The sequence below is a fragment of the Mesorhizobium sp. ESP6-5 genome (genome assembly GCF_020164695.1).
In the GTDB taxonomy this organism is placed as follows: Bacteria; Pseudomonadota; Alphaproteobacteria; order Rhizobiales; family Rhizobiaceae; genus Mesorhizobium; species Mesorhizobium australicum.
In genome coordinates this window covers 256,880-271,152 of the sequence record NZ_JAIUGR010000010.1, presented here as the reverse complement: position 1 = coordinate 271,152, position 14,273 = coordinate 256,880, and the positions used below count along the sequence as shown (strand labels likewise).

Below are 14,273 nucleotides of genomic sequence, written 5' to 3'. Positions count from 1 at the left end.
GGCTACTCCTAGGATTATCCCTAGGACTTCCGATGTTCGCCCTCAGCTGACAAGACGGCCCTCACCGGAGGGGTACCAATAAGTTGCAGTTCTGTCTTTTCCAGCAGATCGAAGATTACGTCGCGATGTCCGAGGAGCCGCGCGCCGTTTATCTCCCAGGCATGCTCACCCCGTCCACCTTCGACGCCCCATGCCTCAGCCTGGAACGCAAGGCGTTGCTCCCGCGACCAGCTGCGGGGGACAGTGTCATCGGGACTGAGCCCTAGCGCGTCGCGAACCCAGGCGACAGGGCGAGGACGCTGATGCGCGGATGTCGCCGCATAGGGATCCTGGCGGTCGAACTTGCGCTCGCTGTGCTGATCACGATCGATCCACGCACGTACTGAGTGTCCGTTGTCCCCGAAGAGACGGGTGATCTCATCGTCGTCGTCGGGGAGCCATCGGCTGAAGGGTTCCTCCGCGAGCACCGCCATGACGATGTTGCGAGCGTCCCGCGCGTTGGCGAGCACGCTTCGCATCGCAATATTTAAGTCGTTGGTGATCGACCAGTATCCAGCAACCGGCATCCAGTCGCCCTTTAGCTGCTTCTCGTTGACGCCGAGCAACGGCGCTAATAGTCGATAATCGTCTGCCGGCCTGCTGCGTTCACCGGCGTCGGGAACCGCCAGCGCCAATTCGCTCGGCAGGTCGAGCGGAAACAGATCGGTGGCGTCGGCAAGCCAAAGGCCGTCAGACCTGGTGATTTGATACTCCGCGAGAAACGCATCCCAGGCATCGCCACCCCAGTCCTGGCCGGTCACAGCCCGAGTTGCCAGCATCTCGCCGGCGGCCAGCATCAGACCATGCCAACCGAGATAGCCGCCATATCGGTCACGATTGGGGACATAGCCCGATGACCAAGACGCATCATGGGTCGCGCTGCGCGGGCACTCGTTCATTCCGGAGACTTTGGCGTCCCAGAGCCGGACCCGCTTGTAGATCAGATCCTCGACCTCCCAACCCGCGCAACCGAAAACCCGGCACAACCGCTCGACTTGGTATTTGATGAAATCGTAGTCGAGGTAGAAACCATCCGCCGGCCGCAGCGACGCTTTGGGACGCTGGATAAATCGCTTCTCGCCATAGTTAGTCTTCGGCTCATATGGGAATGGCGAGCGATTGGCCTTATCCAGCCGTGCGAGGAGTGCGGCACGGTCCGCGCCGCTTTCGACGGCCGGCGCGATGCGCCGAAGCGCGTCGATTGCCGTCGCACGCATCACGACATGCGGAAAATCACTGGAAAAGGCGACCTTCTCGAGCAGCGGCCGGCAATTGATAACTGCTGCTGGCGCGTCGCGCGCGATACGCGCGAGCGCTATCAAGAGCCAGAGGCGCGCATGCAATGGGTAGAAGGGCAACTTAGCGTCACAGAAGGGCAGTGCCTGGTCATGGTCGAACCGGCTGACCAACTTGTCAATTACGTCGAACCGGCCGACTATGGCGAGGCGGCGCACGGCGTGCGCCGCGCGCCAACGCGCGGCGGCTTCAGGTTGGCCAAGCCGCGCCCACAACAACCCGGCGACTGCATCTTGAACGTCTGCCGGCGCTGCGAACCGCGGGTTCCACGGGCCATCGCCAACTTCTGTCGGCAAGGTCGCATTGCTGAGCGTGAGAAAGCGTTCGAGGCCTTCGGCCAGCGCTTCGCTGCTGGCTGATGGCGCCATTTGTGCCGCCAGAGCCAGCCACGCATTGCCGCCAAGACCTTGAGTATTCGAGCCGAGCGCCGAGACGACACGTTCCACGAGCTGCCCGCGATCGGCATTGAAGTCGCGGATCAGGCCCCGCCAGCCGCCCCACGCGTCAACGCTCGAGTTTGCTAGTTCGCGAGGGTGCTTTTCGGCGAGCCGAAGCGCCAGCCCAGGCAGCGCAGCATACAGTGCCGGCGACTCTTCACTCCAGGCCGCGACAAGATCGTCCAACGCGTTCACCTTATCAGCGAGGCTGGCCACACTGGATTCGACAACGGCCCGAACGAACTCGAGCCGCGCGGCAGGCGTGGTCGACTGGGCTGCAATATCGACAAGTGTCCTGACCGGCCAGCGTTGCCCGGAAGGTCCGACTTCCTCGCTCAGGATTGCTCGGTCGATTGCATCAGGCTCGCGGAACGGCGCGGGATAGGGGCTCGGCTTTCTAGGCTCCATAGCCGAAGCGCGTGTTGGGGACGACGGCTCCTCATTTGTTCGCGCGGCAAGTGCCTCGATCCGCAAACGTAGCCGATCGTGCGGCGGAAGATACTGCTCGGCAAGTGTGCGCAAACGAGTAATCGCCATAGACGATGGCGACAGCTGGTCGCTGCGGTCAATCTCCTCAACGAGGACATCGAATAGCCAATGAAGCTGGTCTGCCGGTGTCCGCGCGACCGCCTCCGCGGCGAAATCGCTCATATGCCAGGTCCAGGTCTCAAGCGGCTCCGCGAGACCGAGGATAGCGGTGGCAAGGTCTGCGGGAAACTTGCCACTGCGCAAGAGCACGGTAAGTGCAGGGCCAAGCGATAGGCCAAGTCGAGCCACATCGCGATCGTCCAGCCTCGCTACGGTCGCAAGGATGGCTAGTCCGGCGGTGGGCGTCATACTCGCGGCATATTCGATCCAAGGGAATTTGCTATCCTCAGACTGGTTGAGTTCAAGAATGCGTGCAAGCGCGTGGCTTGCAGCTGGACTCAGTTCGGCTCCGGTATAGTGGCCGCTGATCTCCAGTAGGTGATTGGTGCGGTCGAAATCGTCCGACCCGATCGCTTCGGCTAGATCAAGTGCGCGCCGGAAATATACTGCTGCTTCCTCGGTTCCCATCCGCCATACCGCCCGAGCAAGCTGACCGTAGGCCGACACGCGGCTTGTGACGTCAGTGTCGAGAAGGATGCGTTTCTCGATTTCGCCGGCCAGGCGAAGCGCAGGAATGTGGCACGACGGAGTGCGCGACAGGCGCGCCACTACCTCTGTCAGGTCCGGAATGAAGAGCCCCGGTGCGCTTGCGAGCCAGTCGACGAGCACATCTGCGATTCCGCGGTCGATCAGCCCCAAGGCGTCGGCGGTTGTGAATATTACTCGGAATCCGGCCCGAGCCAGATATGCTTTGCCATCCCGATAGGGGTAATCGCTGGCCTCGCGGACATCCCTCGCCAAAGCGTCGAAACTGTCATGCACCATCGCCTCACGGCTGCGCTCGCCAGGTGGACGCAGGACGTTGGCGACCATTTGTGCGTAGGCGACCAATGGCCCGATACGACGGTCGAGTGTGCGCGAATAGTCGTCTCGCTGTTTAGTATCGAGACCAGTTCGCCTACGACGGCGACGCGTTCCGTCATGAGGCAGATTCGCGAGCTTGCTCTTCAGAACCCGGCCAAACGTTGCCGGTCCCTTCGCCTGAGCACTCCTAGGGACAAGCGCGAGAAGCTCGCTCGGCGCCATATCCATCAACGTCGCCCGCCTGCCCCGTATCGCAGCGCGGACGCCAGCCGCCAAAACCGCAACTTCCGCCGAACGATCGACGGGCCAGTAGCTTGCATAGTCGTGGATGTTGGGAGGGGCCAAACCAGCACCATCGAGAATAGCAAGTGCTTCGGCCTCCATGTCGAGCGCAAAGGCGCGTGCGGCCGCGCGAATGCTCGCAATGGCAAGCGCTTCAGACTTTTCCTTGGCGGCGCCAGCAGCGGCGAACCGTTTGATCAGCCTGCGGTCATAGGCGGGGTCCGTGCTTGAATGACGAAGCGCTGCCGCCCAGAGCGAGCGCGATGGCAGCCGGCAGCGTGCCAAGCGCTCGGCGATGCGTGCAGCCGGCGAATACGCCGAGACGCGATGCCGCTCAAACAAGTCTAACAGGTCGTCAAATTTGCCAAACGCTTCAGCGTCGCCGCGGCCAGCAAAGAAGCGCGCGACGCGGATGTCATTTCCCGCGAGCATCTCGACATAGGCGAAACCGACATCGTCCCAGTCGCGGGAGATGGAGTTCGGACCGAAGCTCGGTTTTCGCCGCGGCTGAGCAGCCCAATTGTGCCAATCGATTGAGCGCCGCGCATGGCGGCGTGCTTCGCCCATCTCTCCTGCGAAGACGTTGGCGAGAGCAAGCGCAGCGTGCTTGCCGCCGGGCCAGCCGACCGATGTCACCGCCAACCGCCGCAACACCTCGGCGTCGCCAGCAACTGCAGCGAGATCGGGATGCTCGTAGAGAAAGCGGTCCGAACGTTCGTGGCCCGCAGCGACCAGGGATGCCTCGAGCAGTAGCCGCACCAGATCGTCACGCCGCCTGAGTTCTGCCGTCAAGGCGAGCGCGGCGGTGATGCGAGCGAGCCGTATGTCGCGAGCGCTCACCTGCGATGCGCCTTTTGGCACGCGGGTGTCAAACGCGAGCGCGATCAGCTGGTCCGCATAGCGTAGCGCTGTGAGCAACGCGGGCAGCGCGCGCGCAGCGTAGTTGGACACCGACTGACGCGCCTGCAGCGTTGCGACAACCTTGACGGTGTCGGGCGCGCTCCGCCCGTAGCTGTTTCGGATCAGCGTCTCGGTCGGCTCGTCGCGGAACATCAGTCCATACGGAGTGCGCTCTAGCAACGGGGCGAGATCGGCCGCGAAGCTTTCGACCTGCTCAGGGGTAAGGCCATACGCCGCGGCGAGCTCGTTGATTGGTACCGGCGGCGCAAGCAGGGCGAGCCCCGCAAGTAACAGATCGATTTCGCCGCTGCTCGCACCCCGCCCGATCGCCGCCCGACGCGCATCATCAAGCCGTTTTGCGAGAAGCGCGTCGAGAACGTCTTTGGCCGGTTCGTCGTCGTTTCCCGGCATCAAATGCGGATCATAGGGCCGCCCGGCGTCGAGCAGAGTGTCGAGGCAGCGAGGGTTGCGCCCCGATCGCGACAGTAATGCCGCCACCTCATCTGGGTGCGCGTCCGGGGCGCGCACCTTGATCAGCGCCTTTGCCTCGGTTTCGGTGAAGGGCGGGACGGGGAAGGTGCGATGGGCATTGTCTCCCACCGCGACAGCGAGGCGTTCCGGTCGGCAGGAAGCGATGACCCGCACACCCTCGATTGGATCAACGCTTAGACTACGCATCAGCACATGCGCAAAGGACTGCGTTCCGAATTCCTTCGCCGCGAGCCCCGCATGATCGATTGCATCGAGCACGAGGGTGACGGTAGCCTCGGCAAGCCCCTGACGCGCGGTTGCAACCGCTTGTTCCAGTCGCCGCCGAAAGCCGCGAAGCAAGCTGGTTACATCAGTGATCGGCAGCAGGATGTCGCAGAGTCCTTGGCCAGCGAGCAGATTGGCCAGATGGACGAGCGTGCGCTCCGGACGGTGCCGGCCGTCGGCGAGATCGCGCCATCGGCCCGCGCCGAAGCCATCGAAGAGAACCACGGGACCATCAGCGCCCAGACGCTCGGCAACGCCTTGCATAAGGACTGTCTTGCCCATGCCCCCCGTAGCGTGCAGCACGAGCGGCAGGCCCGGCACACGTGCTTGCCCAACAATTGTATCGAGCACCGAACGTGCGATAACTGTTCCGACCTCAGGGAATGCGTCCGGCGTCGGATAGAGACGCTCCTCATGGTCGACGTCGAGTTCGGCAAGCACGGCGACCCGGTCAACACGCTTGTCGGTCTCACTTCCTGGACCCGCCTTGACGCGGATGAGATTGCGCAGCTTAAGGAGGCGTTTCTCGGCATCCGGGTCGCTGGGCTCGCTCCACGATGCGAGCAGAGCTGCGGTACCGCGCTCGGCATTGCTTAGCGAGCCCAGAGTGCCGGAAAGCGACAAGCGTTCGAGTAGCTGGTGCGCGGGATGCGGGTACCCCTCAAGCGCTGCGTTGATTTGCTCCTGCTGGCGGCCAATGTCGCCGTGACGGGCCTCCCCCTCACGTGCGGCAGCTATCGCGGTAGCAAGGTTGGGATGGATCGGGCGATTAGTGGCGTAATCATAGCGTACAACTGCTGCAATATGATCTTCACCGTGCCGGGCGCGCAGCTCTTTGTCGGTTTCGGCGAACTTTGTGAGCGTGGTGGCGAGGTCGGCCGCGCGCACGGGCTTGTCGGCGCTGGCGATCGAATATTTGAACTGGACGACTTCGACTCGGCTGGCCCGCGCTGTATCACTCGCGCCGAAATAGCGAACGAGATCGGCGATCTCGACGGCGCCGGTGCCCAACTCGGCCTCATCGCGCTCGTCAAAGCCTTCGAGGGTAATTGCTACGAGTTCGGTGTGGGGAAGGAGAAGCTCAAGCGCCGAGCGTGCCGCCCAGGCCTCGTGGAAGGCATGGCCGGCCTTCGACGCACGGACCTTGTCGATCTTGATTTGGTCTTCGCTCGGACCGACCGTCGACACCGTCTTACCCCTCCCGTCGCACATGCTTGCCCCGGATATGCATATTCCAGGAAGATAGTTGCAGAGTCGCGGTTTAGCGGAAAGCGAGTTCAACCTATCTCAAGAGAGCCGATTGACGGCAAGCGTCCGCTGACGATACTTCGAAGGCTGTCGGTCCGGGGTCGGCCCAAAGTGGTCGTCGAATATTTCTACAATTCACGATCGATGGGATTCTTGGAAGCTCATCGAACTTTCTGCTTGGCGCCTCCCGCCGAACCTTGATTGCTCATCAAGGAAGTTGGCTGACTGTATCCGCAGTTTTGCACACCTGACCGGGGCGCATGTTTGCGGGTTCGAGTCGGAAGAGCGCTACCGCCTTCCCCCCGCCCAGAATCCCCGCGATATTTTCTACGGTGTTGGGCGTGATGGACCTGTCTCGGCGCCAAGACCGCTAGGGAACGAAAAAACCTGACACGAGCCCAATGGCGGCTAGAATGGCTAAAAGCTCTCAACGCACCTAAGTCAGGATTGCAGACCCGACCGTCGGTCAGTCATAAACTTTACGCATGGATACGACCGACCGGCAGGAACTCAACAGCACGAGCATGGCGTTGCTCCGCCTCACGGACGACGAATGGCGCACGATCTCCGAGACGCGGCGCCACGGCGAGCGCTTCTCTTTGCGCTTCTCCCATCAAGTCGCCCGAGAGGGACAACGTGGCGGCCTCGTTCTCGTATCGACGCCACAAGATGCGATTTCGATAAGCGCGCTGAAGAGCACGTTTCGCGACGGCCTCTACTTCCTGGCGCTGTTCCCGCTCATCGAGACGGTCGAGCACTTCAGGACGATCGGCATGCAGCCGACCCTGTTCACCGTTTACTGATCAGCCTCTGCCGCGCGCGGCGCGCCTGACACTTTCCAAAAGGATCGCCAGGCAGCCGATCAGAAGCAGGCAGCCGCAAACGAGCGGCGGCAGCGCCAGCACTTTCACGGCTGCGGTAATCAAGGCGATAAGGATCAGCGCCAGCAGCGCCAGATTGCCGTCGTCGACGAACATGCCGACGAGCTCCTTCAGGACGGTGCGGATGATGTTCATCGGGCGATCCCTTCAGCAGGCGCGGGATAGGTGATGTGCAGCCAGCGCACGATGGCGAAGGACGCCACCGCTACGATGGCGAAGATGGCAAGCAGCGCGAGATCGGCGCCCGGCCAGTCGGCGCCGAGGCCTTCACCGGTCCAGAAAATGCCGAAGCTGGTCAGCATCAGGCCGACGACGAACTTGAGCGCGTTCTCCGGCACCCGCGCCAGCGGCCGGTGCACGGCGAGGCCGATCAGGGTCACCAGCACGAAAGCCGCCAGCGCGCCGAGGCCGGCGAACAACGTTTGGCCGTGCGCGGCGCCGACGGCAATGACGATGAACACCACTTCGACGCCTTCAAGCAGCACGGCCTTGAACGCCGCTACGCCGGCCAGATAGTCGGCCCGGCGTTCGCCGGCCTGGCGGCCGAGCGCGGCGGTTTCCTTGGAGAAGGCAGCCTCTTCGTCGTGCAAAGCGATGACCCCGACGCTGCGCAGGATGGCTTTCCGCAGCCAGCGCATGCCGAACAGGATCAACAGCACGCCGACGACGAACTGCAGGACGGTGATGGGCACGAGCGCGAGCAGCGGCCCGAACGCCAGGACAAGCGCCGCCAGAACGGCCAGCGCCAGCGCCGCGCCGGCCAGCGCCGGGCGCCAGCTGCGCGTCACGCCGACGGCGAGCACGATGGTGAAGGCCTCGACCACTTCGACGAAGGACGCCAGGAAGGAAGCGGTCACGGTGGAGAGTATGGGCGTCAGGCCATGCATGAAGGTACCTTGTGTTCGAGAATCGCTAGTGGGCCAGGACGATACAGCGCTCTGGCGGCAGGGAGAAAGCGAGCGACGAGCCGACCGGCGGCGCCTCCGGCCAGTCCAGCCTTACACGCTGCGGTCCGAGCTCCACCGCCAGCCGCCAGCAACGGCCCTGGAAAGCGCTCGACAGCACCCGGCCTTGCAGCCGATTTGCGGGATGGGCTTGGGCCGGCCGCGCATCTTCGGGGCGCACCACCAGCATGCCCTTGCCCGACCTGGCACCCGGCGTGCGCAGGCTTTCGGCATCGCTGTCGCGCAGCCTGAACAGCCCGTCCTGGACCACGCCGGGCACCACCGAGAAGCCGCCGATGAAACCGGCCACGAACGAATCGGCCGGCGCTTCGTAGATCGCCCGCGGCGTGTCGAACTGGGCAATGCGACCGTCGCGCATCACGGCGATACGATCCGAAACGGCCATGGCTTCGGCCTGGTCATGCGTGACATAGACGACCGTGGCGGCTTCGCGGCGCACCAGCTCCATCATCTCGATGCGCATATCCTCGCGCAACGCCGCATCCAGATTGCTGAGCGGCTCATCGAACAGCATCAGCGCCGGTCGGGCGGCGAGGCAGCGGGCGATGGCGACGCGCTGCTGCTGGCCGCCCGAGAGTTCGGCCGGATAGCGATCGCAATAGGGCGCAAGGCGTGTGACCTCCAGGGCATGTCCAAGGCGCGCCGCGACGTCGCGCTCGGGCAGACGCTGCGACTGCAGGCCGAAGGCCAGATTTCCGGCCACCGTCATATGCGGCCAGAGCGCATAGTCCTGGAACACCATGCCGATCCGGCGCTTTTCCGGCGGCACTACCGTTCTCTCACTCCAGACGATGCGATTGTCGAGGGTGATGGTGCCGCGTTCCGGATCGACCAGCCCGGCGATGCTGCGCAGCAGCGTGGTCTTGCCGGAGCCGCTCGGACCCAGAAGCGACACCACCTCGCCGGCGCTGATTGCCAGATCGAGGTCGCTCAGCACGGCGCGGCCGCCGAGCGATTTGCAGATGCCGGCGCAATTGAGCGAAGCGGTCATGGCAGTTTCCCCAAGGCAGCCCCGCTGCCGCTGCGCGCCCGGCGCCTTCCAGGTCCGACCAAATGGCTCAGCGGGTACCATATCAGGGCCGCCGCACCACCGGCGGTGGTCATCGCGACCAGCGCGATGGCACAGGCCAGCCCGTCGCGATCGTGGCTGAACAATTTCAGGATCAGCGTTGGCGCTGGCGGGCCGCTTTGCGGAATGAGCATCTGCGACATCGGCAATTCGAACACCGTGCGGATGAAGGTGAGCAGGAAGGCGGTGACGACGCTGAGCACGATCAGCGGCAAGGTGACCGACAGCAAGCGCCGCATCGCACCGACGCCATGCAGGCGCGCGGCGTCGGTCAGGCTGGGCGCCAGTTGGCCGATGGCGGACAGGATGACCACAAGGCAATAGGGAAGAGCCGCCGCGACATAGCCCATGACCAGCAGCGAGCCGTCGCCATAATGCGGAAACGGCCAGTCGCGAAACCCAGGCAGCCGGTTCCAGACCAGAATGTAGCCGAAGCCGAGCACAATGCCCGGTATGGCCACCGCGCCGAGCGACAGGCCGAGGATCATGGTGCGCATGAAGGGGCTCGAACGACCGAGTTGCGCAGACAAAAGCAGCGCCAGGGTGCTGGCGATGACCGCGGTGAGGCCGGCATAGAACAGGCTGCGCATCAGCCCGTCATTGGCGGCGGTGTTCAGCGTCAGTGCCGCGGCGAGGTTCGCCAGGGTGAAGTTTTCCGGCACCAGACCGTGTCCGAGCGTGCTGGTCAGCGCCCGCGCCGCGATGGCGCCAAGCGGCAGTATCAGCGCCAGGAAGGCGACCGCGAGCGCCGCAGCCACGGCGAGCCAGCGCCATCGGCCAAGGTGGTAAAGCCGGGCGGGCCTGGCGCGTCCGGAAATCAGGTGCGGGTCGGCGCGGCGGCGCAGCAGCCGGTCGGCGGCCACGATTAGCAAGACTAGAGCGAGCAACACCAGGGCCTGCGCGCCGGCGGCGGGAAAGTCGACCGGATAGTCGCTCGCCGCCGCATAGATGCCGTAGGTCAGCACACCGAAGCTCGACATCCTGGCGATGGTCGAGGCCAAGCCGAAATCCGACAGGACCTCGGCGAAGGTGGCGATGGAGGCGAGTGCGATTGCCGGCGCCAGCAGCGGACCGTTGACACGAAGCCAGATCCTGAGCGGACCGGCGCCCGAGAGACGCGCCGCATCCTCCAACTCGCTGCCCAGCCCCGCCAGCGCGCTGCCGATGATGAAGGTCGCCAACGGAAACAGGCTGAGCGTGTGGACGAAGACGAGCCCCGCCAGCCCGAAAAAATCCGCGCCCAGCGCCGGCGGCAGCAGGCCGAGTTGCGCCAGATAGCCACCCGACGACATCAAAAGCACCCAGGCGAGCGCCTTCAGATAGGATGGCGTCAGGAACACCAGCCAGGGCACGATCGAGATCGCGCCGCGCAGCGGGATGTCGCAGCGCTGCACCAGCACCGCAAAGGCGCCGCCGAGCACCGTGGTGGTGAAGGCCGCGAGTACGCCGAGCTCGAGCGAATGCAGAATCGAGCCGGTGATATAAGGCGAAGAGAAAATCCGCGCCAGCGGCTCGAGGCTGAAAACGCTTGCCGCCTCTGCGCCGAACAGCCCCGGTATGACGGCCTGCAGCAACACGAGCGAAAGCGGCAATCCGATCAGTAGCGCAAACACCGCGTAGACCGCGATCGGACCGCCTTGGCGCAACAGCACGGCCAGGCGGAGGCGTGGCGGCCTGCGGGAGCCAACGCCGCCGGTGAACCCGGCGGCGTTGCGATTGAGCACCATGGTCATCGTCTGAACAGCGCGGTCACTGGACGAAATTGTCCTTGTACCACTGCTTCCATTCGCCCTCATGGGCGGACGCTGTGGCGTCGTCGAGATGCGTGTAGCTGATGTTGGTCTCGCGGCCAGGCTTGGCCTTGACGCCCTTGACGATTGGAATGAAGAAGAAGTCAGTGTCGTCGCCATTCTGCATGGCGGCCTGGCCGTCGGCGCTGGTGACGAATTCGATGAACTTGCGTGCCACGTCCATATGCTCGGACTTGGCGCTGATGCCGAGACCTTGCGGCAACGAGACCGAGCCCTCGCTCGGATAGACCGCGATGACCGGCTCGCCCGCAGCGATCTTCGAGAAGATGGCGCTGTCCTGGTTGATGCCGACCGCGGCGTCGCCGGTCAGTACCGCCTTGTTGACCTTTCCGCCGCTGGACAGGCCCGACAGGGACTTGTTGGTCAGCGTCTTGCCGAGCAGCGCCTTGCCGGCGTCGACGCCATTGGTCTGGAAGAAGCCGGCCAGCCACTGATAGGCCGGGCCGGAAAGGTTCGGATCCTTGGCGGCGACGCTGCCGGCGAAGGCCTCGAGGTCGGCCCACGACTTCGGCATCTTGTCGGCCTGCACCTTCTTGGTGTTGACCTCGATGGCCGTGGTGCTGGTGCCGGTCGGCAGGAAGGCATGGCTTTGCGGCACCAGCGACTTACCGAGATCGGTGAAGGCGACCTTGTCAAACTCGTCGGCAGGGATCGGCTGCAGCACATGGTCGGCCGCCATCCGTTCCATGACGGCGGAGCCGTCGAGCCAGACGATGTCGAATTGCGGGTTGTTGCCTTCGGCGGCGATCTTGCCCAGCGTCTCGCCGGTGCTGCCGGGCTCGACGACATCGACGGTCAGTCCGGTCTTGGCCTGGAAAGCTTTCGCGACCGGACCAGCGAAGTCGAGCGCATCATAGAGAACAAGGTCGGCGGCCGAAGCCGGTGCGGAAACCGACAGAGCCGTCAAACTCAACGCAAGTCCAAGCGTCGTTCTTATATTCATTTATCTCTCCTGTTTATCTGAGAAGGGCAGAGTAAGGCCGATTTTATATTATCTAGTTGGTGCTGACGCTTTTAAGTCAACAGCGATTACTTTTTTCGAATGCCTCGTTTCACCCATGCCTTGTCGATGGCGCCGCGCAAGGTGCTCAGCCTGTCGAGGCTGTCGAACGCGGTTTCGCCCGCCTTCGCGGCCAGGGCGATGATCATGGCCTCGATGAGGACCATGGTGCCGCCATGCGTGGCGAGATGGTCGGCCTTGCCGCGCGGCACTGGCAGCGTCGCGGCGACCTTGTCGGACACCAGCGGTCCGAGGTTGTTGCTGATCAGCACGACCGGCACGTCGTGCAGGGCGGCCTGGTCGAGCACGATCTCGACCTCGCGATAGAGCGGCGCGTAAGCCATCATCAGCACGGCGTCGCCGCTGGCCAACCAGAGCAGGCGGTCGGCGAGCGCCACGCCTGAAACCGAAAGCGAGCTGCTGGGCAGACCGATCCTGTTGAATTGCAGGCTGGCATACTCAGCCATCGCGCCGGACGGGCCGATGCCGAAGATGTGGCGGCGGTTGGCCCGCGCCAGAATGTTGACGCTTCGCGCGAAGGTGGCCTCCATGTCGGGCCGCTTCAGCACTTCCAGCACGCCTTCGTGAAGACCAATGACATGGTGCAGCGCCGACGCGCTGTCGGTGCCCGTCTCCTGCAGCGTGTGGGCCAGCCGCTTGCCCGGCGAGACGGTTCCCGTCAGGTCCGTCAGCAGCATCTGGCGCAGTGCTGCGAGGCTCTCGAACCCCAGCGAGCGCGCGGTGCGGACCACCGTGGCGTCACTGGTGCCGGCTAGCGCCGCAACCTCGGCCGCCGATCCCAGCAGCACCGACTGCTTCTGGCTGACGAAGAAGCGCGCCATGCGCTGCTCGGCCGGTGGCAGGGTTTCGAGAGCGGCCTCGACGCGATCGTCGAAGGTGCTTTGCCGATCTTCGGAATCGTCTGCTGTCATCACGGGTGGCCGCTTAAGAAACTGTCTCGTAGCAACCGCTACGGCGCGGACAATCCGAAATGTTCATTACATCTGTGTGACACGGTGAGGTAAACTGGGTGTTGAACGCGGCAGAGTTGCGACAACTCCAGTCAGCTACCACGTTCAGGGCGGGCAACCCCACGTCCCACGGCGGCCGCTAGAAGGAGCCAAGCATTTTAGACGAATCACGCTGTCATTCTATCCCATTCTCCGGAGCGGTCTTCATGATCTACGCACCCTCGAGTAGCCGTAAGAGCGAAAACGCACGCTCAGGCAGAACGAGAACCGCCCCATCCTCTTGGAAGCATCCTGGTCAAAATTGCATCTCGACGAATGAAATGGTGATAAAGCGCAGCCAAGGCATGCAGACCGGCCAAAGGGAGTGAAGCTCTCGAATTGTCCTGGCTGTTGATCGATCCGAAGGAAATGGAGCTGGCACCGTGAAGATGCCAAAGAAGCTCAACGCGTCGCCTCTGAGCCAGTCAAAAGAATACCAAGAACCGGGATCGCGATCAGCAGCGCGTAAAGCACCAGGTGCCCAATCCTGGCCGCAGCTCGCTCAGGAACTGACATCTGATCCGGAAGGTCCGGTGTCCCCGAATACCGCGCAACACCACCCTCCAAAGGACGAACCCGGCCAACAAAAGACCAAAAGAAATGTGCAGCCGCCAGATGACATCGACGGTTGGGGCGCCGCGGGGCAATAGATCCTCGCCGTAGGTCAGGCCGTAGAGAAAGACGACGAGGGCAAAGAGAGTCCAGTGCAAAAACTTCTGGGCCGAGGTGTATGTATTAGAGGTCATGACGATGAGGGCTCCTGTTTAACAGGCCATCCCCGCGGGTCGCTTCCTGGCGGAGTTGTGGCTGCTATATTACGAATCGGTAAGACGTGGCGATGGTTCCAACTTGCGGAGGCTCATTGCTGTCCTAAACGCTGCATGTCGGTGCGGATCATCACTCCGGCAATACCCACCTCGGCCAAGGCCTTTCGGCGCGAGCTCGACGCCGTCAAAGGTCAAGGGCAAGCTCGCCGCCCTCATTGGCGGAGCAGCGTTCCCTACCGCGCGGCACGCCTCATTAGGCGGCCGCTTCGGTACGGCCGTCGAAGACGATAGTGGGTGTGAAGTGGTAGCGGGAGACCGCTACATCCCGACACCCAATATCGCGGAAGCACTGTTCTGCTA

The 14,273-nt window shown here is 63.5% G+C and carries 9 protein-coding genes; 1 reads left to right on the top strand and 8 read right to left on the bottom strand.

Translation table 11 applies throughout. The annotated features are described in order from the left end of the window. Positions 1–20 precede the first annotated feature (20 nt). Entirely contained in the window at positions 21–6,350 is a 6,330-nt protein-coding gene (locus LB524_RS18690) for a hypothetical protein (protein ID WP_224529119.1), read from the bottom strand. A gap of 545 nt (positions 6,351–6,895) precedes the next feature. On the opposite strand from LB524_RS18690, the gene LB524_RS18685 reads away from it, so the two are divergent. Continuing rightward, a complete protein-coding gene (locus tag LB524_RS18685; RefSeq protein WP_224529116.1) occupies positions 6,896–7,213 on the top strand; it encodes a hypothetical protein in 318 nt (105 codons plus the stop codon). Here the strand turns inward: LB524_RS18685 and LB524_RS18680 are convergent, their stop codons facing one another. The 7 genes from LB524_RS18680 to LB524_RS18650 form a co-directional block, all read right to left on the bottom strand. Then, positions 7,214–7,426 carry a hypothetical protein gene (locus LB524_RS18680; protein ID WP_224529114.1) on the bottom strand — a complete coding sequence of 71 codons (213 nt, stop codon included), beginning with the start codon at positions 7,424–7,426 and terminating at the stop codon, positions 7,214–7,216. Next, positions 7,423–8,178 carry a COG4280 domain-containing protein gene (locus LB524_RS18675; RefSeq protein WP_224529112.1) on the bottom strand — a complete coding sequence of 252 codons (756 nt, stop codon included), beginning with the start codon at positions 8,176–8,178 and terminating at the stop codon, positions 7,423–7,425. Before LB524_RS18675 ends, LB524_RS18680 begins: the two co-directional genes overlap by 4 nt. A gap of 25 nt (positions 8,179–8,203) precedes the next feature. Then, positions 8,204–9,247, bottom strand: coding sequence for an ABC transporter ATP-binding protein (locus tag LB524_RS18670; protein ID WP_224529095.1), 1,044 nt, complete (start codon positions 9,245–9,247; stop codon positions 8,204–8,206). Beyond that, a complete protein-coding gene (locus LB524_RS18665; RefSeq protein ID WP_224529092.1) occupies positions 9,244–11,052 on the bottom strand; it encodes an ABC transporter permease in 1,809 nt (602 codons plus the stop codon). Before LB524_RS18665 ends, LB524_RS18670 begins: the two co-directional genes overlap by 4 nt. A gap of 22 nt (positions 11,053–11,074) precedes the next feature. Continuing rightward, positions 11,075–12,079 carry an ABC transporter substrate-binding protein gene (locus LB524_RS18660; RefSeq protein ID WP_224529089.1) on the bottom strand — a complete coding sequence of 335 codons (1,005 nt, stop codon included), beginning with the start codon at positions 12,077–12,079 and terminating at the stop codon, positions 11,075–11,077. Between the two features lie 86 nt (positions 12,080–12,165). Continuing rightward, positions 12,166–13,068 carry a MurR/RpiR family transcriptional regulator gene (locus LB524_RS18655; RefSeq protein WP_224529086.1) on the bottom strand — a complete coding sequence of 301 codons (903 nt, stop codon included), beginning with the start codon at positions 13,066–13,068 and terminating at the stop codon, positions 12,166–12,168. Between the two features lie 533 nt (positions 13,069–13,601). Next, a complete protein-coding gene (locus LB524_RS18650; RefSeq protein ID WP_224529082.1) occupies positions 13,602–13,892 on the bottom strand; it encodes a cytochrome b in 291 nt (96 codons plus the stop codon). Between the last annotated feature and the right edge of the window lie 381 nt (positions 13,893–14,273).